The following is a 24,502-nucleotide window of genomic DNA, read 5'->3' as shown; positions in this document are numbered from 1 at the left end:
CCGCCGGTATAGGGCTTACTTAGCCGGAATAGCTTTCAGCAGTTCGGTCAGCAGCGTCCAGTACTGGCCGACGCTCTCGATATGAACCTGCTCATCCGGGGAGTGCGGGCCGGTAATGGTCGGGCCGATGGAAACCATGTCCATGTCCGGATACGGTTTTTTGAACAGACCGCATTCCAGGCCAGCGTGGATAATCTGGATGTTCGGCGTCTTGTTGAACAGACGCTGATAGGTCTCGCGCACCAGGTGCATAACCGGAGAGTTGGCATCCGGCTGCCAGCCAGGGTAAGCGCCTTTGGCTTCGGTTTTCGCCCCCGCCAGTTTGCCCAGCGAATCCAGCATGCTGACGACGTAGTCTTTACCGCTGTCGATGAGCGAGCGAATCAGGCAGTGGATCTGCACGTTGTCGTCGGTCATGGTGACAACGCCGACGTTCAGCGAGGTTTCAACAACGCCTTTGGCGACGTCGGAGTTGCGGATCACGCCGTTCGGCGTCGCGTTCAGCAGGCGCACGAAACCGTCGCGGGAAGCCTGAGTCAGCGCCGCTTTGTCGTTAGCGACCGCTTCAAGCAGGACGACCAGATTCTTCTCTTTAGCCGCCAGTTCGTTTTTCAGGATATCCTGGTAAGTATTCACCAGCGCTTTCAGCGCATCGGCTTTATCCGCAGCGACGGCGACGGTCGCGTATGCTTCACGCGGGATGGCGTTGCGCAATGTACCGCCGTTGAAATCGACCAGACGCAGATCCAGCTCATCGGCGTGGCCGGCGAGGAAGCGCGACAACAGCTTGTTGGCGTTGCCCAGACCAAGGTGAATGTCACCGCCGGAGTGTCCGCCTTTCAGCCCTTTTAAGGTCAGTTTAAAGCTCTGGAAGCCGGCAGGAATCGCTTCGCGAGTCAGCGCCAGGTTAGAGGTGAAATCGATACCGCCGGCGCAACCCATGTAGATTTCGCCTTCTTCTTCCGAATCGGTATTGATCAGGATATCCGCCTGCAGCCAGTTAGCCTGCAGACCGAACGCGCCATCCATGCCGGCTTCTTCGGTCATGGTCAGCAGCACTTCCAGCGGGCCGTGGGCAACGCTATCGTCGGCCAGCACCGCTAGCGCGGAGGCCATACCGATGCCGTTATCCGCGCCCAGGGTGGTGCCCCGCGCTTTAACCCACTCGCCGTCGATGTACGGCTGAATCGGGTCTTTGGTGAAGTCGTGTACGGTATCGTTATTTTTCTGCGGCACCATATCGAGGTGCGCCTGCAGAACTACCGGCTTGCGGTTTTCCATACCGGCAGTCGCGCCTTTACGAATCAGAATGTTGCCAACCTGGTCGCGTTCCGCGTGTAAGCCTTTCTCTTTTGCCCAACCCATGATGTGCTCGGCGAGCTGTTCTTCGTGATAGGACGGGTGTGGGATGGAGCAAATTTTGGCAAAAATATCCCAAAGCGGTTGCGGGGATAATTGAGACAATTCAGACACGATGAGTCTCCTTACAGTCACCTGCAAAAGTCGTTTACAGGTCGAGGGTTAGCAATAAGATTCACTACAAGCTCGGGCTTGCGCGATGTGGTTGAGAATACCACTTTCCGCGCACTCTGCTAGTGTAAAGCACGCAAAAAGCGTTGCCGGAGGCGCTTAATACTGGTTTTTAGCGCGTCAGGTCTCTATAATCTCGCGCAACCATTTTCCCCCTCGAACAATATTTAAGCCGTTATACACAGGCTGGGACAATTCACATGAGCGAAAAATACGTCGTCACCTGGGACATGTTGCAGATTCACGCCCGCAAACTGGCAAGCCGTCTGCTGCCGGTTGAACAATGGAAAGGCATCATTGCCGTTAGCCGTGGCGGTCTGGTACCGGGAGCTTTACTGGCGCGTGAACTGGGTATTCGTCATGTTGATACCGTATGTATCTCTAGCTACGATCACGACAACCAGCGCGAACTGAAAGTACTGAAGCGCGCTGAAGGCGATGGCGAAGGTTTCATCGTTATTGATGACCTGGTCGATACCGGCGGCACCGCCGTCGCTATCCGCGAAATGTATCCTAAAGCACACTTTGTCACCATTTTCGCTAAGCCGGCGGGCCGTCCGCTGGTTGATGATTATGTGGTTGATATCCCGCAGGATACCTGGATTGAACAGCCGTGGGATATGGGCGTCGTCTTCGTCCCGCCAATCGCTGGCCGTTAATTCCCGCCAATCGTGAATAATTACCACGCCCGGTTATGCCGGGCGTGGTTTTTTTTACCCTGACGCGGGTTACAATAGCGAAAGCAGCAACATGATGGAGGCGGCACATGTCACAGGCTAACCTTAGCGAAACGTTGTTTAAACCCCGATTCAAATACCCGGAAACCTCAACGCTGGTCCGTCGGTTTTCATCCGGCCAGCATCAGGGCATGCAGACCGCGCTGAGCGGTAATCACGTCGATCACTGGTATCGCTTAATCAATCGCCTGATGTGGATCTGGCGCGGCGTCTCGCCGCAGGAGATATGGGATGTCCAGGCGCGCATCGTGATGAGCGATGCCGAGCGCTCTGACCCGGAGCTCTACGATACGGTGATTGGCTATCGCGGCGGCAACTGGGTGTATGAGTGGACTAAACAAGCGATGATGTGGCAGCAAAAAGCGACTCAGGAAGCCGATCCTTTGCAGAGCGGTCGCCACTGGCTGCACGCCTCCAACCTCTATAGCATCGCCGCCTACCCGCATATCAAGGGCGATGGGCTGGCCGATCAGGCGCAGACGCTGGCCAATCGCGCCTATGAAGAGGCGGCGCAACGTCTGCCGGGCGAGCTGCGGGAACTGGAATTCGCTATCCCCGGCGGCGCCCCGGTGACGGGCTTCCTGCATATGCCGAAAGGCGAAGGCCCGTTTCCGACGGTGCTGATGTGCGGCGGTCTGGATTCGCTGCAAACCGATTATTACAGCCTGTATGAGAAGTATTTTGCCCCGCTGGGGATCGCCATGCTGACGCTGGACATGCCGTCCATCGGTTTCTCAACCAAGTGGACGTTGAGCCAGGACACCAGCATGCTGCATCAGTACGTGCTACAGCATCTGCAGAATGTCCCCTGGGTTGACCATACCCGGGTGGCGGCATTTGGTTTCCGCTTCGGCGCCAATATTGCGGTTCGTCTGGGGTATCTGGAGCCGCAGCGGCTGAAGGCGGTGGCCTGTCTGGGGCCGGTGGTGCATAACCTGCTGGTGGATCCGCAGCTGATGGCGCGGGTGCCGGAGATGTTCCTCGATGTGCTGGCATCGCGTCTTGGCATGCACGATGCTTCCGACGAAGCGCTACGTGTCGAACTTAACCGTTATTCATTAAAAACTCAGGGCTTGCTGGGCCGCCGTTGCCCTACGCCGATGCTCTCCGGCTACTGGAAAGACGATCCCTTTAGCCCCGAAGAGGAGTCGCGGTTAATCACCTCCTCCTCGGCGGACGGCAAGCTGCTGGAGATACCGTTTAAGCCGGTTTACCGTAATTTCGATCACGCATTGCGTCAGATTGCCCGCTGGATCAACCATAGATTTAGTTAATATATTGCTAAATTTTATTGGTTTGGTAAAACAGTTGCATCACTAAAGGAGATCGCAATGACGTTACCGAGTGGACACCTGAAAAGTAAGCTGATTAAAAAATTCACGGCGCTAGGCCCCTATATCCGTGAAGGGCAGTGTGAAGAGAACCGCTTTTTTTTCGACTGCCTGGCAGTTTGCGTCAACGTTAAACCAGCGCCGGAGAAGCGGGAATTCTGGGGCTGGTGGATGGAAATGGAAGCACAGGAATCTCGTTTCACTTATAGCTACCAGTTCGGCCTGTTTGATAAAGAGGGCAACTGGCAAGCCGTCGCCATCGACGACCCTGAAGTTCGCGAAAGACTCGAAAAAACGCTGCGTGAGTTCCACGAGCGCGCCGCGGCGCTGCTGGCAACGTTCAATCTGAAACTCGAACCGGCTGACGATTTCAGCGAACCGGTTCGCCTGCGCGCGTAAACCCGGCTTTTGGCATCCGCTTCCTGCCGCGGGAAGCGGATGACCGCCAACGATGATTCTTGACATCAGGTCACGGCGCTTCAGCCGTTATTCCTACACTTCGCGATGAGTTGACAACACCCGGAATGGCTGGCCGACCACTACCTGACCGGCGGCCAGATCTTTCGTCACCACGGTACCCGCGCCAATTTTGACATTATCACCCAACGTCACCGGGCCGATAACCACCACGTGGGCGCCGAATTCGACGTTATTGCCAATCACCGGGCTTGCCCCTTCGCGGCCTTCGCTATCCGTCAGGCTGCCGATGGTGGCTCCCTGACGCAGGATACAGTTTTCACCGATGACGGTGCCGCGGTTGAGAACGATGCAATGTGGATGGTACAGCCTCAGCCCGTAGCCGATCCGCGTTTGCCACGGTAGTTCGACGCAAAACAGACACTCGTTAATCAGTTTATTGAGAATAACGAATGGAATGCCGAGCAGCTTGTAAAACGGGTTGCGGCTGCGATACATCGTCGCGAGGCGATAGAGCAGAATCGCGATTTTCGCCTTCATACTGCCGGTATGTTTGATCTCGCGGCGGACCTGGCTGATGGCATTAGGCATGAATTCTCCGTTTACTTAAGGGAAAAGGTGGTCAGTTGATACCAGCCGTCGGCGGTTTTACCCTGGTTGGCCAGCAGCAGCCGCGGCTTGCCCTGGGCATCGGTAATGGCGGTCTGCAACGCGTAATCGCCGGCGGGCAGCGAGGCGGGTAGCGTGAGAGTGACAGTGCTTTGCATCTCCCCCGGCAGCCAGCGGCGCACGTCATCCTGGGTTTTTACCTGGGTAACCGTGGCGCCGGCGGCGTTGACCACGCGCCATTGTACCGGGTAGAACAGGTAGGCCGGGGCGACGCCATCATTACGCCAGGTAACACTGACCGCTAACGGCTTACCAGCCTTAACCGGCGTCTCGAAGGTGAGTTTGTTAACCCGGAAACGGTAGCCGATTCGCAGTAAGGCTTTATCGACAATATCGCGGTATTCCGTCGGAATCGGTCGTGATTTCAGGTTCAGGCTGCTGGCGTGTTGCTGTAGCGCCCAGTCGAAGGTGGCCTGCACCTCTTCACGCGTGTAGTGCTGTACGCTCTGCCATTCGCTCATATAGCCGCAGATCTCAAGGCTGACGGGCGCCCGTTTCCAGCTATCGACAAACCCCGGCGCCGCGGCCTGGGCGGCGGACAGACGCTGCGGATAATCATCGCGCATATGGCTCCACTCGCTGGAGAAGTTATGCCAGTCGCCCCAGCAGTCCGCCCGCCAGCCCGCGCCGCGGCGGCTGGCCCAGGCCAGCGAATCGCCGCCGCTAATCAGCATGACTTTCGGCGTTTTCGGGAAACTATCGAAATGCATATCAACATAGCGATTGAGCTGCTCCGGCGTGTACTTCTCCATTAACGGCGGAATCTCGCTAAAGTTGGAGTTGTGCCATTCGCCCCAGGAGCCGACCATGCCGATATCGATAAAGGCCAGTTCCGGATTGCCGTCATAGCGCTGACCGAGGGCATTCAGCAGTTTCTGCGCATAGGCGATAAAAGTTGGATCGCTGAGATCCGGCACGAAGGTTTTACCGTCGGCGACCCACTGGCCCTTGATCCCTTTGGCGATCAGCCAGTCGGGAATTTTCGATCCCGTTTGCGGCTCGTCGAGCGCCATTACCCGCAGGCCGACGTTCATGGCTGGCTGATGGCTGGCGGCGACGCTAAAAGCATTATCGATCGGCGCGAAATTGTAGATACCTTCCTGTGGTTCCAGCTCACTCCAGTAGAAGCGATCGTACTCAAAACCAGTATCGGGATACTCGGCGCGGGTCGGTTTTTCACCATAGCCATCATGAAAGCTGGCGACGCCGATGCCCGGATTGGTGAGCAGGCCGTCGAAAGGAGGCGGGGTGATGACCGTGGTTTGCGCGCCAACGGATGCTGACGCCAGCGCGCTGGCCAGTAGCAGGGCGCGAAACAGAGGAGCGCTATGCAGAGATAATATCGCCATACTCAATTCACTTTGTCATGTGGTCATGAAGATTAACAAACCACGTCCAGATACCGACGTGGAAATTTTTAAATACATCAATGCCTAACGCTGATTTCAACATATAGAGCGCCAGTAGGATCGACAGCAGGGCGAACACCACGCCAAGCGTAATCAACAGCGTCGCGAAGATGCGTCCGAACAGAGTGCTTTCGCGCGAAACTTTGCGCAGATCCCGACCAAAAAGAAATACCACGAAATAGCGGCGATGCAGGAACGGAAAGCTGTGGCGAAAATCGATGCGATGGCGTGACGCCAGGTTGGCGCGCACCAACGCCTGCTCGATTCCCCGTTTCTGCTCCGCGGTTAATGAGGTTTCAACCTCCTGGTCAAGCGCGGCATAGAAGCGCTCGACCACCAGTTCTGCTGTAGATTTCGGCACGAGTAACCTGCTTACGTTAAGCGCTGATAGACTTGCGCGGTTTGCGCGGCGATTTCCGGCCAGCGGTACTTCGGCATAAACTGGCTGTAATCCGCTTTTTCTCCTGCGACCCATTGTTGCAGTTTCTGCGTCAGAGCCGGAACGTTGCCGACGGGAAAGTAGTTCGCTGGCGGCAGGCCAATTTCTAGGTTGGCCGGAATGTCGCTGACCACCACCGGCAGTGACCACGACATGGCCTCCAGCAGCGCGATCGGCAATCCTTCATGATAAGAGGGCAGCACGAATAGCCCGGCCTGCGAGAACAGCGTATGCAGCGGCGCGCCGTTGATAAAGCCTGTGAGGATGACGTTTGGCGTGGCGGTCGCCTGTTGCTTCAGGCGTTCGCTATATTCATCGGCGTGGTCGGCATCGCCAATGAGCACCAGCGGTACCGAACACCCGGCGGCGGCATAGGCGGCAACGAGATCGTGCAGTCCTTTCTCTTCGACAAAACGGGCCACGGCAACGATATACTGGCCCGGTTTTAGACCGTATTTATCGAGGATCTCCGCCTGCCGATCCGCAGGAGGCAGGTCGGCCTGGCGCACGCCGTTGTAGATAACATGGGCGTTATGGCGGCCATGCTTGTGCTTAATCAGATTATTGATGACCTCGGAAATGACGATCACTTCATTGGCGTATTTCACCGCCCATTTTTCGCCAAGGCGCAGCATCTCTTTGGCCATCCGGCCCCATTTCTGCCGATCGTAATCCGGGCCATGATGGGTAAAGACGACGCGTTTTCCCAGCAGACGCAGCAACGGCACCACCAGGCCAGGGCCGACGGCGTGAACGTGAACCACGTTGGAGCCGTCGAATAAGGTACTGAACGCCGCCAGCGTCGAGTGAATAATAGCCTCGAATTTACGGCTTTTCGGCGCCCACAGACTCTTGAGTTTAACGCCCTGATATTCGCTACGTCGGTAGTTCACATAGGGCGAGCGGGCGATCACGCAGACTTCCGCGCTGCCCTGGCGATAGATTTCCGGGTATAAATTCTGGCAGTGAGTTTCGACGCCGCCCTGCACATCGGGGATCCCGCGCGTGCCTAATACCGTGACGTTGATGGTCATTTTTTCTCCCCGACAAGTTGTTCATAAAGCGCCTGCAGCACCTGCATGTGGCGGGCGAGATCGTATTTTTCTTCCAGCCGCTGGCGGGCGTTAATTCCCATATTGCGGGCCAGCTCAGGGTCTGCAGCCAGTTTGTCCATCAGTTGCGCCAGCGCGTCGCTATTGCCGGGTTCAACCAGATAGCCGTCGACGCCGTCATGGATCTGTTCCGGGATACCGCCAATATTGCCGCCGATCACCGGGCGGCCAAAAGCCATGGCTTCGAGCACCGACATGGAGCAGTTTTCATAATATTCAGAGGGGACGACTACCGCTCGGGCCCCGCGAATAAGGTTATTCAGCTCCTCGCCGTGTTTCATATAGCCGAGGAACTGCGGGCCGTTGAAGCGCGCGCGCAGGTCTGCGCCCAATGGGCCATCGCCGACAATCTTAAGCGGCATCGCCTCCCGCATTTTTTGCTGCGCCTGCGCCAGCGTCGGCACGCCTTTTTCCCGGCTCAGGCGGCCAATATAGAGAAAATAGTCGCCTGCGGTGTCGCCGGGCACGGTGCTATTGGCATCAATACCGTTGACGATCACTTCAATGCGGGCGTCGGGCAGCTTACGCAGCAGGGTCTGGCGCATAAACTCGCTTGGGGCGATGATACAGTCGAGCATGGCGTAATTTTTGGCAAACTTCTGCCAGTAGGCTTCCAACGATAGCAGCAGACTTTTGAAAGTATCGCCCTGCTGGCAGCGGTGACGAAAAGCGTTGATCACTGACCCGGTCAGACACTCTTCGCAGACATGACCATCGCGCAGCATGGTGTACGAAGGACAGACGATTTTGTAATCGTGGGCGGTGAGTACCGTTTTGCAGCCAAAGCGTTTCGCCACGCCGATAACGGCAGGCGTAAGCTGATGATAGATATTATGAAAATGAACAATATCCGGCCGCTCGCGCAACAAAAGCGTGTTGAGCTTCGCGCAGGCCTCGGCATTATAAATAAAGTCCACCCCAGCTTTGATTTTGCTCATCAGGCCGTGGCTGTCGTGGTAATCGACGTTATGGACGAAAAATTCCTCCCACGGCGACGGTTTATTTTCCGCGTGCTGCATGCTGAAGTCGACCACCTGGTAGCCGGCTTGCAGCATCGCGTCGCGCTCCTGAAAATAAACGGTTTCCGCGCCGCCTTTGATAAAGAAGAATTTGTTAACGAAGAGAATTTTCATTTTCAGTATCAATATGCTGTGGATTCGAGACGGTCACCGCCGGGCGTTTCATCGGATCGCGCACTGAATTAATCACCCCGCGCAGCAGCCCCGCTGAAAATAGCGATAAGTTAATCGCGCTCTGCACGCCATCGCGCAGCGATTTATTTTTAATGGCCTTCAGAGCGATAAACGCCAGCAGCGGCAGCAGGGCAATGGCGATAACCTTGCCATTGAAGGTCAGTAGACAAATCAGTAAGACCAGAAGATAGAGGGTGAAGATCAGCTCATTACGTACAATCCGCAGCGCCGCCGGGAAATGGGCTTTACCCCAGCAGTTCCGGAGCAACTCGCCCGGCGCCCACAGGAAGCCGTTTTTCCAACGGTAGGCCAGCATTTTAAAGGTTGGCATGGTGTAAGAAGCGTGGCTAAAGTAGGGCGCCGCCAGGCGATGCAGTTTGTAACCCGCCGCTTGTAAACGAATGCCCAGCTCCGCTTCTTCGTAGCCATGCAGGTTGAGGTTGGTCAGATAGCCGATTTTCGCGATCGCTTCACGACGATACAGGCCGCCGCCGCCCAGATGATCGGTGTCGCCCTGTGGATAGATCAGATGCAGGCGCTGCTTGCGCGATTTGAACTCATAGTTAGAGGCATCATCCATCTCGACGCTGCCGGCGACTCCCGCGTACTCCGGATGCGTTTCCAGGAATTCGACCGCGGTATCCAGAAAGCCCGGCTCCAGCTCCATATCGCCATCCAGCAGCAGCAGATAATCGCCTTCGCTATACAGCCAGCCCAGCTGGTGGCCGATACCGCAGCAGCGGTCGGCGGCGTTATCCAGACACACCACCATCGCGCCTTTCGCGATAGCCAGTTCGCGGGTGTTATCCGTTGATAAGCTGTCGGCGACGATGATTTGATGCGGGTACGGTTGCAGCTGTTTGCGCACGCTATCGATCGTTTTCTCGATGCCCTGCGCTTCGTTCAGGGTCTTGATGCTGACGGTAATGGATGGCGTTTTATTCATAGTGGGTACCGGAGTTAAGACGGACAGCGCGGTGGATGACAATCAGCGCCCCAAGGGATAACCATAATAAAAACTGTAGCATGGGAATGATCATCAGGATCTGGCTGTAGGGCAGGCTGAGCAGACAGCCGATAACAAAAACGTAGAACGCCGGCGCCGCGCTAAGGAGTTGCAGATCCTCAAGCTTGAGATCGTGGCGCGAAAAGGTCTCTTTCGGCCGCATGGCGACCAGGATGGAGGCGATGGTGCCAATGAACAGAATGATGCCGATAATCCCCACTTCCCACAGCAGCATGCTTAAGGCGGTGGAATCGAGGATCAGGTGATACCAGACGCCGATATAGCCCGGCGAGACGGTACTGCCGCTGTTGGTGGCGTTAAGGCCGTAACCAAACAGCATGCCGCCAGGACCAAATAGTTCGTTATGCTGCAGCCAGAAGAAGAGGGTGGTAAAACGCCCCAGTTCGCCGCTGGGCATAATGTAGTTAGTATCAAAAATATAGCCCAGTGAATCGATAAACACCGACAGCGCGCTTTTGGTCGGGTCGCCGCCGAAGGCCGAGGAATAGTTGGAGGCCAACACGGTAATGGCGACAAAAATTAATAGCGCCATGCCGGCGGCGATGATCAGCAGCGATCGCAGGCTAACTTTACTCACGCCACTCACGTAGCCGGGCAGGATCCACAGCAGGGCCAGCAGGAACGGTGACAGCAGAATGACGAATTTTACTTCCCCCACCACGCAGAGGAAGAAACCCAGCGCGATGTGGATCACCAGCGATTTAAATGAGCAGATGCCGTGCTTAAACTCTGACACTTTCATAAGCATGATCAGCAGACAGAACATCCCCATCGCCGCGGTGTTGCCGCCGCCCATCGGGTCGCCGCCGAAAGTGCCGACCACCGAGTCCCATTTCTCATCTTCGCCGCGAAATGCCACCCGTTTAGGCACCACGAAAATCACCTGATAGATAGCGACCGGGATCTGCACATAGTAGATCCAGTAGAAAAGCCGCGTCAGACGGTACAGCTGTGATTCACTAAACATGCCCAACAGCATGCAGAACATCAGCAGCGAGAGCGCCAGCTCGTTTTTAAAGCCGACGATGGCGGTGACGACCCCTGACTGTAGTACCGTTGAGACCAGCCCGAGCACGATAAAGGACAGATACAGCGCCAGTATTAGCTTTTCCCGCCCGGTGAGCGCCAGCGGTTGCGGGCGGCTCTGCATCAGGAGCAGCACCGCCATCACCAGCACCAGAAAAAATGGCAGCCACAGCACGGCCGCGATACCGGTGAAATACTGGACCGTACCGCAGAACACCAGCGTCATCAGGGCATAGGCTTCGAGATAGCGGCCGGTGTTTAGCTGCATATTTTCTGCTCCTGCAGCGAAAGCGTTTTCGCCCGCTGATTCATTTTGAGCAAAATGAACAAGTAACGCGCGAAGGTCAGGAACGAGAAGGCCAGCAGGGCGATTTCATAACTGACGCCAAAGTACGGCAAGGCGATGAAGGCGATGGCGATAATCAGCAACTGCTCAATCTGAATGCGCAGGAAGTAGCGCCGGGAGCCGAAGATCAGTTCGATCACCGTCAGCGGGCTGACCGCCAGCGCGGCGAACAGATAAGGCAGCATGTAGCGCGAGGTGGGGATCGAATTCAGCCACTCCTCGCTAAAGCCCAGGCGCATCACCAGCGGATAGAAAATCCAGATACCAAGGATGCACACCGCGGCGGCGCCCAGCAGCAGCAGGCGAACTTTTTTATATTCCGGATAGTTAAAGGTGCGGTTACGAAAATCCATCGACCATTTAGAAAAGATGGAGTTGCGCACGGCGTTACCGATAATCATCACCGGCGACAGGCAGAAACGGCTGACCACCGAAAAGTAGCCGGCGACCAGCGGCGAGAACCAGATGTTAATCAGCATCGTCGGCAGGTTATTACTGGCCATCGCCAGTACCTCGGCGCTGCCGACGCGGCTGATATGCTGCCAGTGATCGCGTAAAAAACGTACATTCGTCGTAATCGAAAAGTGGCGCAACGTTAAGCTTTTGAAGTTAAACAGGCGAATCAGGCAGCCGACCAGCAGCAGCAGGATGCCGACCATCCACGCCAGATAAAACAGCGTTGGGTTGGGCATCGCCAGCAGCGCAATAGCGACCACCAGCGACACCGCAATGCGCTGGAAGGTCAGGAAAGGATAGTTACCGCCGCGCAGGGAAAGGTTTTCCGCCACCAGCACCAACGCATAGCCAAAGGTCAGCAAATAGAGAAACGCAATGTTAAGTTCGAAGATAAGCCCGGTGATGACCGCCCAGGGGAGGGCCATCAGCAGACTCTGCAGCAGGCAGAACACCACGTTTTGCCCAAGCTCGTGATCCTCCTGACGGGGGATTAGCAACTGCGAGGCAAAGGTACAGACCTGCGCGCCGATCAGCACATTACTGTAGATCATCGCGTAATGGCCGACCTCAGCCATCCCATAGCGATGAGAGATAAGCCAGACCGAAAAGGCGCCGATCAGCTGCGAAAGCACCGATGAACTGGCGATGGATGAAATACTCTTAATCAGATTCATAGGCGCTATTTCGGAGCAATGAGTTCGTGCATCTGGCGCTCAAGCAGGCGTTTACCTTCCTGCGTTTCCAGGTGTTCTTCGCGCACCTGGTTAAGCATGCTCGCCACCCGGCTACTACCCGCGCTCTGCAGACGTTGTTCCGCTTTGCGGATCCGCGGAGCCTGCTCGCCGGCCTTCACCACCAGCAGAGTCATATCGCTTTGTGCCGCCAACAGCAGACTATCCTGAGCCTGATTCAGCGCCGGAGCGTCGATGATTAGCGTATCGTAAGTTTGATGCAACGTTGCCAGCAGCGCCGGCAGGCGTTCAGAAGTGATCAATAGCAGCGAAGAATCGTTGAGTTTGCCGCGGGGCATAAAGTCCAGTTGATCATCCAGTTTGACGACGGACTGCTCCGGCATGCACTCGCCGTTCAGCAATTGGCTGAAGCCCTGTTTATGTTGCGGAAATTTCGCCGATAAACCCTGAGTGGCCAGGTAGTCGAGGTCAATCAGCAGCGTTTTACGCGATTTGCTGGCTGAGCAGGCCAGCAGTTCGGCAATATACGAACTGCCGGAACGGGATTGCACCGAAGTCACCAGGATGGTGGCGGGTTTATCGCGCTGATTGAGCAACGCCAGCCGCAGGCTGTGGATCATATCGGCGTAGAGCACGTTATGGAAAATCTGCTGCGCGTTTTCCAGATGCGCCAGTAGCGGAAATTCGCCGCTGGCCTCGAGGGCGGTTTTCGCTTTGAGCTCGCTGAGGCTATTCACCGTTTTATCCAGCGCGGTACTGACGATCAGATACATGATATACAGCGCCAGCGCCATCAGGGTAATCATCACGATCAACAGGCCGCGCTGGGGTTTAGATGGACGATCCGGCGGTACGGCGGCGTCGTAAATGACTTCATCCGGTACCGAGAAGGTCTCTGACAATTTCTGCTCGTTAGCGCGCTGGTACAGTGATTTATAAAGCTCTTCGGTTTTATTCAGCGCGGTGGTCATGGTGTTGTACTGGTCGCGCTTGGCGCCGAGTGCCTGGAAATTGGCCTTCTGATCGTTGAGCATTTTTTGGTAGTGCTGCTCATCGTCGAGGGCGATTTGATACTGCTGGCGCAGGCCGTTAAACAGCTCGCCCAATACCTGGCCGAGCTGGGCATTCACCGCCTGCAGCTGCGCCTGGGCCTGCAGATATTTCGGATGCTGCGGGCCGTAGTGTTTGGCCGCTTCGGAAAGATTGCGCCGGGTCTGGATGAGGGCAATGCGTAAATCCTGCACCTGCGGATGGCCGGAGATTTCCGGCAGCGAGATAATCTGCTCTACCGGTTTACCCTGCTGGCGGCGGACCTTGTCCCATACCGTCTGCGCTTTCAGGCGGCGCTGGGTGGCGTCGGCCAGATGGTTAATCACAATCCCCAGCCGCTCGGTCTCATAACCATCCATACTGCGGAAGGTCAGCAATCCGTTCTGCTTGAGGAAGTTATCGATGTCCGCCTTCTGCTGATCCATTTTGGTTTTCAGGTCGTCCATCATTTTTTCGTTCCAGCCCTGCGCCTGAAGCAAGGTGTTTTGCTTCTGCTGCAGGCTGTAATCGATGAAGGCCTGGGCGACGCCGTTGGCGATATCGGCGGCTTTCTGCGGTGATTTCGCTTCCATCGATACGGCAACCAGTTGGGTGGTGCGCACGCCGGAAATGGTCAGGCTTTTTTGCAGCGCCTGAATAGCATTATTAATACGTGCGGTTTCGTCGAGATTATCGCCGCCGTTAAATTCGCTATCCTGCTCCAGCTTTAATTTACGCACCGCGGCATCGAGCACTACTCGTGACCCCATTAACGCGTACTTGGTCTCGTAGTAATCGCTGCGCGTGGAGTCGTAGTTTTCCAGCCGCGGCAGAGGAGAGACGTCCTGCGACTGCGCTTTGAACAGCACGGTAGCGGTCGCCGTGTAGCTGGAAGACATAAAGCGCGTCAGAATAAATGACGCCACGGCGGCGACAATCACCACCACCAGGCACCAGATAAGCTTGTGCTTAATTTTGTTGAAATAAGGCGTGAAGTCGATAAAGCCTTCTTTCTTTTTCGCGTTTTCGACCAGTGAAATTGCCATATCAGAAGAAACTCATGCCAATAATGATGGTATCTCCTGCCTGCACGGAGGAGTCGGCGGCGACATTTTCCAGCAGCTTTCCGCCGCGGGCCTGTCGAATTTGAATATCATGACGATCGGCGCGGTCGGTGAAACCGCCGGCCAGGGCGATGGCTTTTTCCGCCGTTAAACCCGGCTCCCAGGCATAACCATCCGGTTTTTTCACTTCGCCGAGCAGATAAACTTTGCGGTATTCGGCGATGCTCACCGTGACCATCGGCGCCTGTAGGTAGTTACCGCGCAGTTTATCGGCGATTTCATTACTCACCTGTTCAGGGGTTTTACCTTTTAACAGCAGCGATCCGATATAGGGGTAATCAATGCTGCCGCTATTATCGATTTTTACCCGCATCGTCAGATCCTGCTCCCCGGAGACCGCAATATTCACTTCATCGCCCTGGTCCAAAAGGTAGACGGCGTCCGGCGGCGTTTTAATGGTCTGCGGCGGCGTCGAACAGCCCGCCAGCAGTAGCGCCAGCAGCGGAAGCATCGCCAGGGTCCTGTTTAAAAAGGTCATAGTTGTACCTGCGTCATAAAAATAATGGCCGAATCGTCGTAGCCCAGGGTGCGGTCAACCGCATGCGAGTAGTCCGGGCCAATATAAAAAGTGTCCGTATCTTTATTTGAGTGCATGGTGTTCCATTGCAGCTTCAGCTTAAAGTTAACCGATGGTCGGAAATCATAGTTAAAGGTCAGCGACAGCAGATTAGACTTATCTTTGCGCTTATTACTCTGATGCTTATAGTCTTCAGTGATATATGAATAATCGACCAGAGTTGAGAAACGATCCACCAGCCAGTGATGTTCATAGCCGACGCCGAAATTCGACACCAGGATATAGCCGCCGGAGTCGGTGGGGTCCTTGATGCGCTGGGAGCTGTGTAGGTTAACTTTCATTTGCTCCAGCGGTTTCCAGTCGGCGTTGATATCCCAGTTCAGGCCGTTAAAACCCTGTGAGTCCGGGTTATGGATAAAGTCTTTGTAGAGCCAGGCGACGTTACCGTTAATCTCCGTTTTACCCGACAGGCGATTCTTCATGCCGACCAGTAGATAATACTCATTGCTGTCTTTTAACGGATTCAGCTCGTAGCGGCGCTGGTTGGTGATAAAGCTATAGCGGTAGCGCAGCGTTTTGGCTTTCTGGTCAAACACTTCGGCCACCAGGCTGTTTTCATGCCACTCCTGATCGTGCATGTAATAGTTAAAGTCATCGCTGGCGTCTTTGATGCTGTCGAGGTCGCGAAAGCGCAATTGTTTATGCAGTAGCGCGACTTCAACTTTACCGCGCCCTTCCGGCGCGCCGTAGCTGTAACGCAGCTCGCTGTTAAAGAAGCGGGTGCCGATCGGCTTGTTGATGCCAAACTCTTTAAACTGCTCGGGCAAAAAGCCTTCGGTGGTGTCGCGGCCGCGCTCTTCATGACCCAGCGTCTCATCGAGATCCAGCGACAGCCCGTGCATGCTGCCAAATCGCCACTTGCCGTTAAACATAAAAAAATGGTTGTTGCGATTATCTGCGCTATCGTTGCCATAGTTGCGGTAATCGCCGGAATACATCAACAGGTAGCGGTCTTCATAACGTTCGCCGATAGCTTTAACGACAGGCTTAATATTCTGGTAGCTGGAGCCGATTTTATTTTGGTCGTAACGCTGCCAGGTCACGTTGTCATCGTAACCGATGTCATAACCCAACTGGCTCTCGAAATCGATGCCGGCAACCCCGGTATGCGGTTTTGCCTGCAGGTCTGCGTGTGCATAAGGCACAGACAGCAAACCGGCCAGAACGGCGAACCTAGAACGCATTTTTGCCAACAAAGCCCCGGAAGAAAGTCAAAAAGACGATTTTGAGATCGAGGAACAGCGACCACGACTGGATGTAGGCCAGGTCGTACTGAATTCGCTTCTCCATTTTGTCCAGTGTGTCGGTCTCACCGCGGAAGCCGTTAATCTGCGCCAGTCCGGTGATACCTGGTTTAACCTTGTGGCGAATCATGTAGTTCTCCACCAGCACGCGATACTGCTCGTTATGCGCCACCGCGTGCGGGCGGGGACCGACGATCGACATCCGCCCCTGTAGCACGTTGAAAAACTGCGGCAGTTCATCCAGTGAGGTTTTACGCAAAAAAGCGCCGAATTTGGTAATTCGCGGATCGTTGCGGGTCGCCTGAGTGACCACGGCGCTATTTTCCATGACCCGCATGGTTCTGAATTTCCAGACTTCTATTTGTTTACCGTTGAGGCCATAACGATTCTGTTTAAATAAAATCGGCCCCGGAGAGGTGAGTTTGATACCAATCGCCACAAACAGCATCGCCGGCAGGCTAATTAAGGTAAAGAAAGAACCGAGAATGATATCTTCAATACGCTTGATGATTGCCCCTTCGCCATCAAAAGGCGAAGTGAAGATACTGATAGTTTGCAGATTGCCGAACATGCGCAGCTGGGAAATATGTGAGCTGTAAGAGAACAGGTCCGGTACCAGGAATACATCGACGGTTGTGTCAGAGAATTCATTGAGAAATTGCTTAATGCGCTGCTGTGCAACCATGGGAAGCGCGATATAAATTTCATCAACGTCGCCTGTCTTCGCCAGAGCCAGCAGATCGCGCGAGTTGCCTTTTCTTTCGATACTCATCAGCCGGCTATCTCGCTGGTTGTTGCGGTCTTCAAAATAGCTGATGATGATACCGCGTTGTGAGTACTCTTTTTGTAAAGCCTGCTCGATGGCCAGGCCCGCGGGCGTAATACCGAGAATCGCGACCCGTAACACCGAGTTAAACAGATAATGGGCAGTGATTGCCCGCACCACGAAGACAATGAGAAATATAAATATTGAGCATTTCGCCAGACTGGCGGCCAGCGGAATAAAATTAACGACTGATTGCGTATTAATTAACCACTCGGCGACGACGAAAAATAAGAATGAAACAATACTACTCAGGCATACGCTTAAAATAAGCGCTGCTGATTTTGTGAAATAGTGCCCTTTAAATTGTCCTGAATACAAATGAAAATACTCATTAATTCTTATAAATACTAATGAATAGATAATGCCAACGAGCGCGGAAGCGGTTGTGGGTTCAGTATAAAAATATTTTAAATAGATAAAAATCAAAACGTTGACGGTGAGAAAGTCCAGTAGTTTTATCAACTTGCTATAACGGGAATGATAAATTTTTATATTGTTATCTGCCATTTTTTGCTCGTTTAAAATGAGTTATTTAAACATCGTTATGCTATTTTTTTAAACTAACTGGAAAGCCTGATAATCATTCACATTTGCAATAAATGGTTATCAATCATCATTGTAGACTATGAGTTGGGTAGTGTCGACCAATCTCAGTTTAAAAAGAAAACTGTTTTTTAATGTTCTTTATGCGAGTTATTTAAGCGGGAGAGAGGGGGATTAATACCGAAGTATTAATTGTTGTTGAGCGTAAACGTAGGGTGGAATTCAGGGTGAAGGACTAATTGCAGGTGAAACAACCGTAGTCTGGAGAGTGAGAATTCTTAGCCCCCGGCCAACTCAAGATGCTGAGTTGCCGGGGCTCTGAAGAGTGGCTGATTTTACTTGTACAGTTCAGCGCTCATCGTCACTTTATTCCCCATATGGGCGCTGGTGATTTTATAATCAGTCGCATTCAGCTCTTTCGCTTTTTTAGCAATCATCGCTTCAGCGGAGTCAAGCGTATTACCGGTCGCAGTCACGCTATGCGCGGAAGCGGTAAAGGCAAAAAGTGAAAGTGCAGCTGCGGAAAAAATAGTCGATACGGTTTTCATGTTCATAATCCTGTTAAGTTGTTTCGTTAACGTTGCCCGTTGCAACGTGATGGCGTAAAGGATATGTCCCGCCCGTTGTCTGAAAAAGAGGGCAACGGGCAATAGACTTTTCTTCTTTTGTTCATAAAAGGAATGGCCCGGCCATTCCTGGCAACAATCAGGCGCTAAAGTTATTTTTCAACGCCTGCAGGCCGTCGCGATAAATACCGCTGAACAGCGCTTCGGCATCCGCGTCGCTGACGTTAACCGGCGTGAAGCTGCCGGACCACTCAACGCGGGTGATATTGCTATCGGCAGTTGCCACTACCGCGATAGTGGAGAGGTAATCCACGACCGGGAACGGCGCCTGGATGATCGAGTAGCTATAGCTGCGCTGGCGGTTATCAAACGTTTCCAGACGTTCAATGACCGTGCCGCCATCGGATGTGGTCAGCGTACGCACGCGCCCCCCTTCGCTCACCACGCTTTTCGGGATGAACGGCAGCCAGTCGGGCAGCGAGTCAAAGCCGCCCATCAGTTGCCAAACCTGGTCGACAGATGCCGGGATTTCGATAGATACAGTGGTAGTAGCCATTTTATTTCTCTCTTTATTTCAGATAATTAGAATTACATTGCCAGGGTGTCGACGACGCCGCCATCGACGCGCAGCGCCGCGCCAGTGGTGGCCGACGAGAGCGGCGAGGCGAGATATACCGCCAGGTTCGCCACTTCGTCGACGTCCGCCGCCCGCTGGATAATCGAGCTTGGGCGTGCGGTCTTTACAAATTCATCAGCCTGCTCACGCGGGCTGCGGCCAGATTGCGTAGCGGCCTCCGCCAGCATCTCCTGCAAACCTTCAGTGAAGGTGGGGCCAGGTAGAATGGCGTTAACGGTGACGCCGGTACCGGCGAGCCGTTTCGCCAGTCCGTGGGAGACCGCGAGGTTGGCGCTTTTGGTCACGCCGTAATTGATCATGTCGGCAGGAATCGCGACGCCGGATTCCGAGGAGACGAAAATAATGCGTCCCCAGCCGTTATCGATCATCCCCTGCGCGTAGTGGCGCGACAGGCGCACGCCGGAAAGCACGTTGACGTTATAAAAGTGCAGCCACTCGCTATCCGGCACGCTAAAGAAATCTTTATCGTTAAAGATGCCGAGGTTGTTAACCACCACATCAGCATGCGGCTCGGCGGCGAGCAGGGCGCTGACGCCTTCTTCAGTGCTGAGGTCGGCGACCACTCCGCGCAGTTGCGCATCGGGGTATTCGGCATTAATCGCCGCTATGGCGGTATCAACACCGCGCCGTTGACGGCCGACGATGACCACGGTCGCGCCCGCCCTGGCAAGGCCTTTAGCGATGCCCAGTCCGATGCCGGAAGTGGAGCCGCTCACCACGGCGACTTTATGGGTTAGATCCAGTTTCATGTTGTCTCTCTTGTTTTAAGAGGGGCCCTGCGGCCCCGCTAAAATTAACGAATCGGCAGCGGCGCGTTATCAGCCACCAGATTCTGACTGCGCATCTCATCCCAGAAAGCGGCTGGGATGGTCGCTTTCAGCGCGGCCAGATCTTCCGCCATACGGCCCGGACGGCTGGAGCCTGGGATTACGGCGGCTACCGCCGGATGAGCCAGGGCAAACTGCAGCGCAGCGGCTTTCACATCCACCTGATGACGGGCGGCAATGGCCTTGATCTGCGCCACCTGCTGGTGGATCGCCGCAGAGGCTTTCTGGTATTCGAAGTGTTCACCGCCGGCGAGAACGCCCGAGCTGTAAGGGCCGCCGACGACAATATCGACATTCTGTTCCAGCGCTTCCGGCATCAGGCGCTGCAGGGCGCGTTTGTGGTCCAGCAGCGAGTAGCGGCCAGCCAGCAGGAACGCATCAGGCTTCGGCTCGTCGAGCGCTAAGGTCAATTCGCAAGGTTCGACGCGGTTCACGCCCAGCCCCCATGCCTTTATTACGCCTTCTTCACGCAGGCGGGTCAGCGCGCGGAAGGCGCCGGTACGGGCGATGTTGAACTGCTCCAGCCAGCTGTCGCCGTAGAAATCTTGCGCCGGATCGTGGATCCATACGATGTCGAGATGGTCGGTTTTCAGCCGTTTTAAACTGTCTTCAATAGAACGCAGGGTGGCGTCGGCCGAGTAGTCGTTGAGGATTTTGTTCTTCAGGCCGTATTCGAAAAGACCGCCTTTCTCACCAAAATCACGCGTCGCCGGGTCTTCCATTTCATCAAGCATGATGCGGCCGACTTTGCTGCTCAGAACGAACTGGTCGCGAGGGTATTGCGAGAGCGCTTCGCCCATCCGGATTTCAGAAAGACCGGATCCGTACAGCGGTGCGGTATCGAAGTAACGAACGCCCAGATCCCAGGCGGCGGCGACGGTGGCGTGCGCCTCGTCTTCCGGGATGTTACGGAACATGTTACCCAGCGGCGCGCCGCCTAAACCAATGTTGCCTGGCAGAATATGTTTGATGCTCATCTAAGATGTCCTCGATATTGGGTTCCCGTCTGGGAAGGGTTCTGTGCGGGCGATTTGTGCTGTCGCCCTGTGACGGAGATCACAATACCTTGCGGTGTTATGACTTGATAGGACATAATTCGTCTGACTTAAGTCCTTTGAGGTCTCACATGATTGATTTACGCCAGTTGAAGTACTTTGTGGTGGTAGCGGAAGAGGAGCATGTTGGCCGTGCCGCCGAACGCTTACATATTTCACAGTCGCCGCTCAGCCGCCAGATAGCCCAGCTGGAGGAGCGCCTAGGGCTGATGCTGTTTGAACGTAACCAGCAGCGTATTCGCCTGACGGCGGACGGGCAGACGTTTCTGGCCGAAACGCGCTCGTTGCTGACCCATGCCAACCGTCTCGAATCATTAGGTAAACGACTGGGGCGCGGCGAAGATGGCGGGTTGTGTATCGGTTATATCGAAAACGCCATGCACTCCGGCGTGCTTTCTACCGCGCTGCGCACCCTGCGAACGTCGCGCCCGGACGTGCATATTGCGCTGTATAGCCAGCCGCCCGCCACGCAGATTGAGGGCCTGCGCCAGCGCAGCCTGGACTTCTCGCTGGTGGACATGCCGCCTTCGGCGGGCGAACAGGATCTGGAGTATACCCAGGTGCTTGATGACCGGATGCTGCTGGCTTTGCCGCAGAATCATCCGCTGGCCGCGGCGGAAAACTTGCAGCCGGCGCAGCTGGCCGATCAGCAGTGGATCGCGGTTATCCATAACGACGATGCCCATTCGCGCGATGATTTCGTCGCCGCCTGCGTGCGCGCGGGCTTTAATCCGGATATTCGTCTGGAAGCCGGAGAGCCATTAACGGCCCTGGGGCTGGTGGCGGCGGGACTGGGCGTGGCGCTGATCCAGCACAGCCTGCGGCATAACGCCCCTGAGGGGGTCGTGCTGCGGGAAATTCCGTGGATGAGCTATTCGACCCAGCTGTGGGCGGTATGGCACAAAGCCAACCAGCGACCGCTGGTGATGCACTTCCGCGAGGTGCTACGCGGCGATAATAATTAGGAATATTCCTGGAATAGGGCGCGGCGGCAAGAAAATCCGCCGCGATCCCTGTCTGCGCAGGAAAATCATGTTACCGTCAAATATTGACCCTAAAATTATAAGACCTTCATGAAATTTCTATTATCTATCAGTTTATTAAGCTTCTTTCTTTCTCCGGCTTTCGCCGGCACAGCGGTAAAATTGTCCTGCTCTTTACGCAAAAATGTGACCATCTCGCGTTTCCATTACCAGCTATCGACCATGAAGTGGGGCGACCATTTCCAGGTGGCTTCCGGCATGCGTCAGGCGCAGACCAAAAATCATATTCCCTATCGGATAACCAGCTTTCGCAACGGCGACGATCTGGTCTTTTTCCCGGACAGTCAGGAGTATTTTTTCTTCTACTCGGGAATGGCGACGCCGGACCGTTGCGTGGTGGAGGAACACTACGAGTATCCGGTCACACAGCTGCCGTATTATAAAAAGCCCGCTGCCTGAATCAGGATTGCTGCGACAGCAGTTTGCCGGCCATCGCCTGCTGGATAATCGGGATAGGGGTAAGTAAGTGCTCGCGCATGAGCGCGCTGGCTCGCTCGGCATCGCGCGCCAGAATGGCTTCCAGCAGCGTCTGGTGCTGGACATGTTTATCTTCCAGCATTTCTACCGACAGCACGGTGGTGCGCAGCCAGATGAAGCGGTAGCGCGCCGCCAGATCGAACAGCCGTTCGCGCATCTGCAGTAAATACTGCGAACCACAGCCGGAGACAATGGCGGTATGAAACGCCTGATGGCGCTGATCCCATTCATCAAGTAAGCGCTCACTTGCTTCGCTGGACTCCAGCTTATTAAGCAGATGCGCGCGAGCCAGCAGTTCGGCTTCCCACTCATCGCCGCCGCGCTCAATGGCGAGCCGCACCAGCATGGCTTCCATGTTGGCGCGGGCATCGAAGATATCGAGGAGTTCCGCCTCGGACATCGAGGCGACGCGATAGCCTTTTTGATTGACCACCGTCACCAGCCGCTCGGCCACCAGCTGCGAGAGCGCTTCCCGCAGCGGACCGACGCCAAGCTCATAGCGCGACGTCAGCAGGCTCATACGCAGTTTTTCATCAGGCTGATAAACGCCGCGGATGATGTCGTTCTTCAACCAGCGGTATCCATCAATGGCCGTCGCTTGGGGAATGGCGGTCATAGTCTTGCTCCTGAATACATTTCCCGGCCTGCGCCGGGAACAGGGTTAACGCGTATTTTGTAGCGGCAGTTTTTGCCACAATAGCAGCTTTTTCCAGCGCGACATAATCGGCACCGTACAGATGATAGCGATCGCCAGCGCGCCGGTGGAAATGACCTCCAGCTGCTGCGCCGGACGGAACAGCATCACCACCAGTACGAAGGTGATAAAGGCGATAACCAGCCAGGTGAGCCACGGATAGAGCCACATCTTAAGGCGAATTTCACCGCCTTTCGCCAGCAGGATTTTGCGCATCCGCAACTGAGATACGGCAATGACCAGATAGACCAGCAGGGCGATGGCGCCGGAGCTATCGATGAGGAATTTAAAGACCTTCGCCGGGGCATAGTAGTTCACCACCACGGTTAAGAAGGCCGCGCCGGTGGAGAGCAGCACCGCCACATACGGCGTTTTACTGCGGTTGGTTTTGCCCATTATGGCTGGCGCATCGCCGCGGCGGCTCAGGGAATAGAGCATTCGCGAAGCGGTATACAGCGCCGAGTTCAGGCAGCTGGTCACCGACAGCAGGATCACGCCGTCCATAATCAGTTTGGCGTAGGGGATATGCAGTAACTCCAGTACCGAACGATATGAACCGACGTTCTTCAGCCCCGGCATGTTCCACGGAATCAACGAGACGACCACGAAAATGGAGCACAGATAGAAGATAGAGATGCGCCAGATTACGGAATTTGTGGCGCGAACGATATGTTTATCCGGGGTATCCGATTCGGCGGCGGCAATGGTGACGATCTCCGCGCCCATAAATGAGAACATGGTAATAAGCATCGCGCTGAGCACCGCGCCGAAGCCGTTAGGCATAAAGCCGCCGTGATCCCACAGGCGCGAAATTCCGCTCACTTCGGCATAGGGATAGAAGCCGGTGATGGCCACCGCGCCCAGCACGATAAAGGCCAGAATGGCGATAACTTTGCAGATAGCCAGCCAGAACTCGAATTCGCCGTAGTTTTTGACGCTCAGCAGATTACTGCCGGTGAGGGCAAGGGTGATGACCAGCGAGAATAGCCATACCGGTACGCCGGGGATCCACGAGTTGAGAATGATGGCGGCGATATTGGCTTCCAGGGGAATCACCAGGACCCAGAACCACCAGTACAACCAGCCGATGGTATAACCCGCCCAGCGGCCGATCGCTTTGTCGGCGTAGGTCGAAAAGGAGCCCGTATCAGGGGTGGCGACGGCCATTTCGGCCAGCATACGCATAATCATCACCACCAATAACCCGGCGAACAGGTAGGAGAGCAGCACCGCCGGGCCCGCTTCGGCAATGGCGACGCTGGAACCGACAAACAAACTTGCGCCGATAACGCCGGCAATAGATAGCATGGTGACGTGGCGTGATTTCAGCCCGCCCCCTAAATCATGTGATTGCGACAGTTGCCCCATCATTAACCCCTTTTATTGTTTTTTGGCACCGTTTGCCGGATGGCGATTGCGCCCAATCCGACCGACAGGCAACCGGACGGGGCGCGTGAGCGTCGCCATCCGGTGCAG

The 24,502-nt window shown here is 55.1% G+C and carries 24 protein-coding genes; 5 read left to right on the top strand and 19 right to left on the bottom strand.

The window, feature by feature from the left end; translation table 11 throughout:
- Nucleotides 1-15 precede the first annotated feature (15 nt).
- A complete protein-coding gene (pepD, locus tag ABLU80_RS20550; RefSeq protein WP_047064546.1) occupies nucleotides 16-1,473 on the bottom strand; it encodes a cytosol nonspecific dipeptidase in 1,458 nt (485 codons plus the stop codon).
- Nucleotides 1,474-1,730: 257 nt separating this feature from the next.
- On the opposite strand from pepD, the gene gpt reads away from it, so the two are divergent.
- From gpt to crl, 3 genes are all read left to right on the top strand, one after another.
- Nucleotides 1,731-2,189, top strand: a complete 459-nt coding sequence (gpt, locus tag ABLU80_RS20545) for a xanthine phosphoribosyltransferase (protein WP_002889733.1) — start codon at nucleotides 1,731-1,733, stop codon at nucleotides 2,187-2,189.
- A 107-nt stretch (nucleotides 2,190-2,296) separates the two neighbouring features.
- Complete coding sequence (frsA, locus tag ABLU80_RS20540) at nucleotides 2,297-3,541, top strand: esterase FrsA (protein ID WP_045413116.1); 1,245 nt, start codon at nucleotides 2,297-2,299, stop codon at nucleotides 3,539-3,541.
- A 57-nt stretch (nucleotides 3,542-3,598) separates the two neighbouring features.
- Nucleotides 3,599-3,997: a sigma factor-binding protein Crl gene (gene crl, locus ABLU80_RS20535; protein ID WP_348850424.1), complete on the top strand. Its 399-nt coding sequence runs from the start codon at nucleotides 3,599-3,601 to the stop codon at nucleotides 3,995-3,997.
- 93 nt (nucleotides 3,998-4,090) lie between these two features.
- Here the strand turns inward: crl and ABLU80_RS20530 are convergent, their stop codons facing one another.
- From ABLU80_RS20530 to ABLU80_RS20455, 16 genes are all read right to left on the bottom strand, one after another.
- The gene (locus ABLU80_RS20530; RefSeq protein ID WP_020079555.1) at nucleotides 4,091-4,606 is read right to left on the bottom strand and encodes a serine acetyltransferase; all 516 of its coding nucleotides are present in this window, start codon (nucleotides 4,604-4,606) and stop codon (nucleotides 4,091-4,093) included.
- An 11-nt stretch (nucleotides 4,607-4,617) separates the two neighbouring features.
- Complete coding sequence (locus tag ABLU80_RS20525) at nucleotides 4,618-6,033, bottom strand: DUF4832 domain-containing protein (RefSeq protein WP_348850423.1); 1,416 nt, start codon at nucleotides 6,031-6,033, stop codon at nucleotides 4,618-4,620.
- Between the two features lie 7 nt (nucleotides 6,034-6,040).
- On the bottom strand, nucleotides 6,041-6,454 hold the full coding sequence (locus ABLU80_RS20520; protein ID WP_015704480.1) for a hypothetical protein: 414 nt from the start codon (nucleotides 6,452-6,454) through the stop codon (nucleotides 6,041-6,043).
- A gap of 11 nt (nucleotides 6,455-6,465) precedes the next feature.
- Nucleotides 6,466-7,566 carry a glycosyltransferase family 4 protein gene (locus ABLU80_RS20515; protein ID WP_348850422.1) on the bottom strand — a complete coding sequence of 367 codons (1,101 nt, stop codon included), beginning with the start codon at nucleotides 7,564-7,566 and terminating at the stop codon, nucleotides 6,466-6,468.
- Entirely contained in the window at nucleotides 7,563-8,777 is a 1,215-nt protein-coding gene (locus ABLU80_RS20510; RefSeq protein ID WP_348850421.1) for a glycosyltransferase family 4 protein, read from the bottom strand. The genes ABLU80_RS20515 and ABLU80_RS20510 overlap by 4 nt, the downstream gene beginning before the upstream one ends.
- Complete coding sequence (locus ABLU80_RS20505; protein ID WP_348850420.1) at nucleotides 8,758-9,783, bottom strand: glycosyltransferase; 1,026 nt, start codon at nucleotides 9,781-9,783, stop codon at nucleotides 8,758-8,760. Before ABLU80_RS20505 ends, ABLU80_RS20510 begins: the two co-directional genes overlap by 20 nt.
- Nucleotides 9,776-11,158, bottom strand: a complete 1,383-nt coding sequence (locus ABLU80_RS20500; protein ID WP_047063979.1) for a hypothetical protein — start codon at nucleotides 11,156-11,158, stop codon at nucleotides 9,776-9,778. The genes ABLU80_RS20505 and ABLU80_RS20500 overlap by 8 nt, the downstream gene beginning before the upstream one ends.
- Nucleotides 11,149-12,366, bottom strand: a complete 1,218-nt coding sequence (locus ABLU80_RS20495; protein ID WP_285178043.1) for a capsular biosynthesis protein — start codon at nucleotides 12,364-12,366, stop codon at nucleotides 11,149-11,151. The genes ABLU80_RS20500 and ABLU80_RS20495 overlap by 10 nt, the downstream gene beginning before the upstream one ends.
- Nucleotides 12,367-12,371: 5 nt before the next feature.
- Nucleotides 12,372-14,459 (bottom strand): polysaccharide biosynthesis tyrosine autokinase, encoded by a 2,088-nt coding sequence (locus ABLU80_RS20490; RefSeq protein ID WP_348850419.1) that lies wholly within the window; start codon nucleotides 14,457-14,459, stop codon nucleotides 12,372-12,374.
- A 1-nt stretch (nucleotide 14,460) separates the two neighbouring features.
- Nucleotides 14,461-15,015, bottom strand: coding sequence for a polysaccharide biosynthesis/export family protein (locus tag ABLU80_RS20485; RefSeq protein WP_045380850.1), 555 nt, complete (start codon nucleotides 15,013-15,015; stop codon nucleotides 14,461-14,463).
- Nucleotides 15,012-16,298, bottom strand: coding sequence for an outer membrane beta-barrel protein (locus ABLU80_RS20480; RefSeq protein WP_015704488.1), 1,287 nt, complete (start codon nucleotides 16,296-16,298; stop codon nucleotides 15,012-15,014). The genes ABLU80_RS20485 and ABLU80_RS20480 overlap by 4 nt, the downstream gene beginning before the upstream one ends.
- Nucleotides 16,288-17,691 (bottom strand): undecaprenyl-phosphate glucose phosphotransferase, encoded by a 1,404-nt coding sequence (locus ABLU80_RS20475; RefSeq protein WP_015704489.1) that lies wholly within the window; start codon nucleotides 17,689-17,691, stop codon nucleotides 16,288-16,290. Before ABLU80_RS20475 ends, ABLU80_RS20480 begins: the two co-directional genes overlap by 11 nt.
- A 371-nt stretch (nucleotides 17,692-18,062) precedes the next feature.
- Nucleotides 18,063-18,275: a DUF1471 domain-containing protein gene (locus ABLU80_RS20470; protein WP_348850417.1), complete on the bottom strand. Its 213-nt coding sequence runs from the start codon at nucleotides 18,273-18,275 to the stop codon at nucleotides 18,063-18,065.
- Nucleotides 18,276-18,432: 157 nt separating this feature from the next.
- Nucleotides 18,433-18,849, bottom strand: a complete 417-nt coding sequence (locus tag ABLU80_RS20465; protein WP_213795674.1) for an SRPBCC family protein — start codon at nucleotides 18,847-18,849, stop codon at nucleotides 18,433-18,435.
- A gap of 32 nt (nucleotides 18,850-18,881) precedes the next feature.
- Entirely contained in the window at nucleotides 18,882-19,679 is a 798-nt protein-coding gene (locus ABLU80_RS20460) for an SDR family oxidoreductase (protein WP_015704492.1), read from the bottom strand.
- Between the two features lie 44 nt (nucleotides 19,680-19,723).
- A complete protein-coding gene (locus ABLU80_RS20455; RefSeq protein WP_015704493.1) occupies nucleotides 19,724-20,734 on the bottom strand; it encodes an aldo/keto reductase in 1,011 nt (336 codons plus the stop codon).
- 149 nt (nucleotides 20,735-20,883) lie between these two features.
- On the opposite strand from ABLU80_RS20455, the gene ABLU80_RS20450 reads away from it, so the two are divergent.
- The gene (locus tag ABLU80_RS20450; RefSeq protein ID WP_015704494.1) at nucleotides 20,884-21,777 is read left to right on the top strand and encodes a LysR substrate-binding domain-containing protein; all 894 of its coding nucleotides are present in this window, start codon (nucleotides 20,884-20,886) and stop codon (nucleotides 21,775-21,777) included.
- 108 nt (nucleotides 21,778-21,885) lie between these two features.
- Nucleotides 21,886-22,254, top strand: a complete 369-nt coding sequence (locus tag ABLU80_RS20445) for a hypothetical protein (RefSeq protein WP_045361668.1) — start codon at nucleotides 21,886-21,888, stop codon at nucleotides 22,252-22,254.
- 1 nt (nucleotide 22,255) lies between these two features.
- Here the strand turns inward: ABLU80_RS20445 and csiR are convergent, their stop codons facing one another.
- Both csiR and gabP read right to left on the bottom strand, forming a co-directional pair.
- Complete coding sequence (csiR, locus tag ABLU80_RS20440) at nucleotides 22,256-22,948, bottom strand: DNA-binding transcriptional regulator CsiR (RefSeq protein WP_348850415.1); 693 nt, start codon at nucleotides 22,946-22,948, stop codon at nucleotides 22,256-22,258.
- Nucleotides 22,949-22,993: 45 nt separating this feature from the next.
- Entirely contained in the window at nucleotides 22,994-24,394 is a 1,401-nt protein-coding gene (gene gabP, locus ABLU80_RS20435; RefSeq protein ID WP_015704496.1) for a GABA permease, read from the bottom strand.
- Nucleotides 24,395-24,502 lie beyond the last annotated feature (108 nt).

The sequence above is a fragment of the Klebsiella sp. CN_Kp104 genome (genome assembly GCF_040064515.1).
Lineage (GTDB): Bacteria > Pseudomonadota > Gammaproteobacteria > Enterobacterales > Enterobacteriaceae > Klebsiella > Klebsiella aerogenes.
This window is presented reverse-complemented; position numbering and strand designations above follow the sequence as displayed.

Bases quoted from the DNA above. Each gene is read 5' to 3' on its own strand.
- gpt (WP_002889733.1), top strand. From the start codon at position 1,731: ATGAGCGAAAAATACGTCGTCACCTGGGACATGTTGCAGATTCACGCC.
- frsA (WP_045413116.1), top strand. From the start codon at position 2,297: ATGTCACAGGCTAACCTTAGCGAAACGTTGTTTAAACCCCGATTCAAA.
- crl (WP_348850424.1), top strand. From the start codon at position 3,599: ATGACGTTACCGAGTGGACACCTGAAAAGTAAGCTGATTAAAAAATTC.
- ABLU80_RS20530 (WP_020079555.1), bottom strand. From the start codon at position 4,606: ATGCCTAATGCCATCAGCCAGGTCCGCCGCGAGATCAAACATACCGGC.
- ABLU80_RS20525 (WP_348850423.1), bottom strand. From the start codon at position 6,033: ATGGCGATATTATCTCTGCATAGCGCTCCTCTGTTTCGCGCCCTGCTA.
- ABLU80_RS20515 (WP_348850422.1), bottom strand. From the start codon at position 7,566: ATGACCATCAACGTCACGGTATTAGGCACGCGCGGGATCCCCGATGTG.
- ABLU80_RS20510 (WP_348850421.1), bottom strand. From the start codon at position 8,777: ATGAAAATTCTCTTCGTTAACAAATTCTTCTTTATCAAAGGCGGCGCG.
- ABLU80_RS20505 (WP_348850420.1), bottom strand. From the start codon at position 9,783: ATGAATAAAACGCCATCCATTACCGTCAGCATCAAGACCCTGAACGAA.
- ABLU80_RS20500 (WP_047063979.1), bottom strand. From the start codon at position 11,158: ATGCAGCTAAACACCGGCCGCTATCTCGAAGCCTATGCCCTGATGACG.
- ABLU80_RS20495 (WP_285178043.1), bottom strand. From the start codon at position 12,366: ATGAATCTGATTAAGAGTATTTCATCCATCGCCAGTTCATCGGTGCTT.
- ABLU80_RS20490 (WP_348850419.1), bottom strand. From the start codon at position 14,459: ATGGCAATTTCACTGGTCGAAAACGCGAAAAAGAAAGAAGGCTTTATC.
- ABLU80_RS20485 (WP_045380850.1), bottom strand. From the start codon at position 15,015: ATGACCTTTTTAAACAGGACCCTGGCGATGCTTCCGCTGCTGGCGCTA.
- ABLU80_RS20480 (WP_015704488.1), bottom strand. From the start codon at position 16,298: ATGCGTTCTAGGTTCGCCGTTCTGGCCGGTTTGCTGTCTGTGCCTTAT.
- ABLU80_RS20475 (WP_015704489.1), bottom strand. From the start codon at position 17,691: ATGGCAGATAACAATATAAAAATTTATCATTCCCGTTATAGCAAGTTG.
- ABLU80_RS20470 (WP_348850417.1), bottom strand. From the start codon at position 18,275: ATGAAAACCGTATCGACTATTTTTTCCGCAGCTGCACTTTCACTTTTT.
- ABLU80_RS20465 (WP_213795674.1), bottom strand. From the start codon at position 18,849: ATGGCTACTACCACTGTATCTATCGAAATCCCGGCATCTGTCGACCAG.
- ABLU80_RS20460 (WP_015704492.1), bottom strand. From the start codon at position 19,679: ATGAAACTGGATCTAACCCATAAAGTCGCCGTGGTGAGCGGCTCCACT.
- ABLU80_RS20455 (WP_015704493.1), bottom strand. From the start codon at position 20,734: ATGAGCATCAAACATATTCTGCCAGGCAACATTGGTTTAGGCGGCGCG.
- ABLU80_RS20450 (WP_015704494.1), top strand. From the start codon at position 20,884: ATGATTGATTTACGCCAGTTGAAGTACTTTGTGGTGGTAGCGGAAGAG.
- ABLU80_RS20445 (WP_045361668.1), top strand. From the start codon at position 21,886: ATGAAATTTCTATTATCTATCAGTTTATTAAGCTTCTTTCTTTCTCCG.
- csiR (WP_348850415.1), bottom strand. From the start codon at position 22,948: ATGACCGCCATTCCCCAAGCGACGGCCATTGATGGATACCGCTGGTTG.
- gabP (WP_015704496.1), bottom strand. From the start codon at position 24,394: ATGGGGCAACTGTCGCAATCACATGATTTAGGGGGCGGGCTGAAATCA.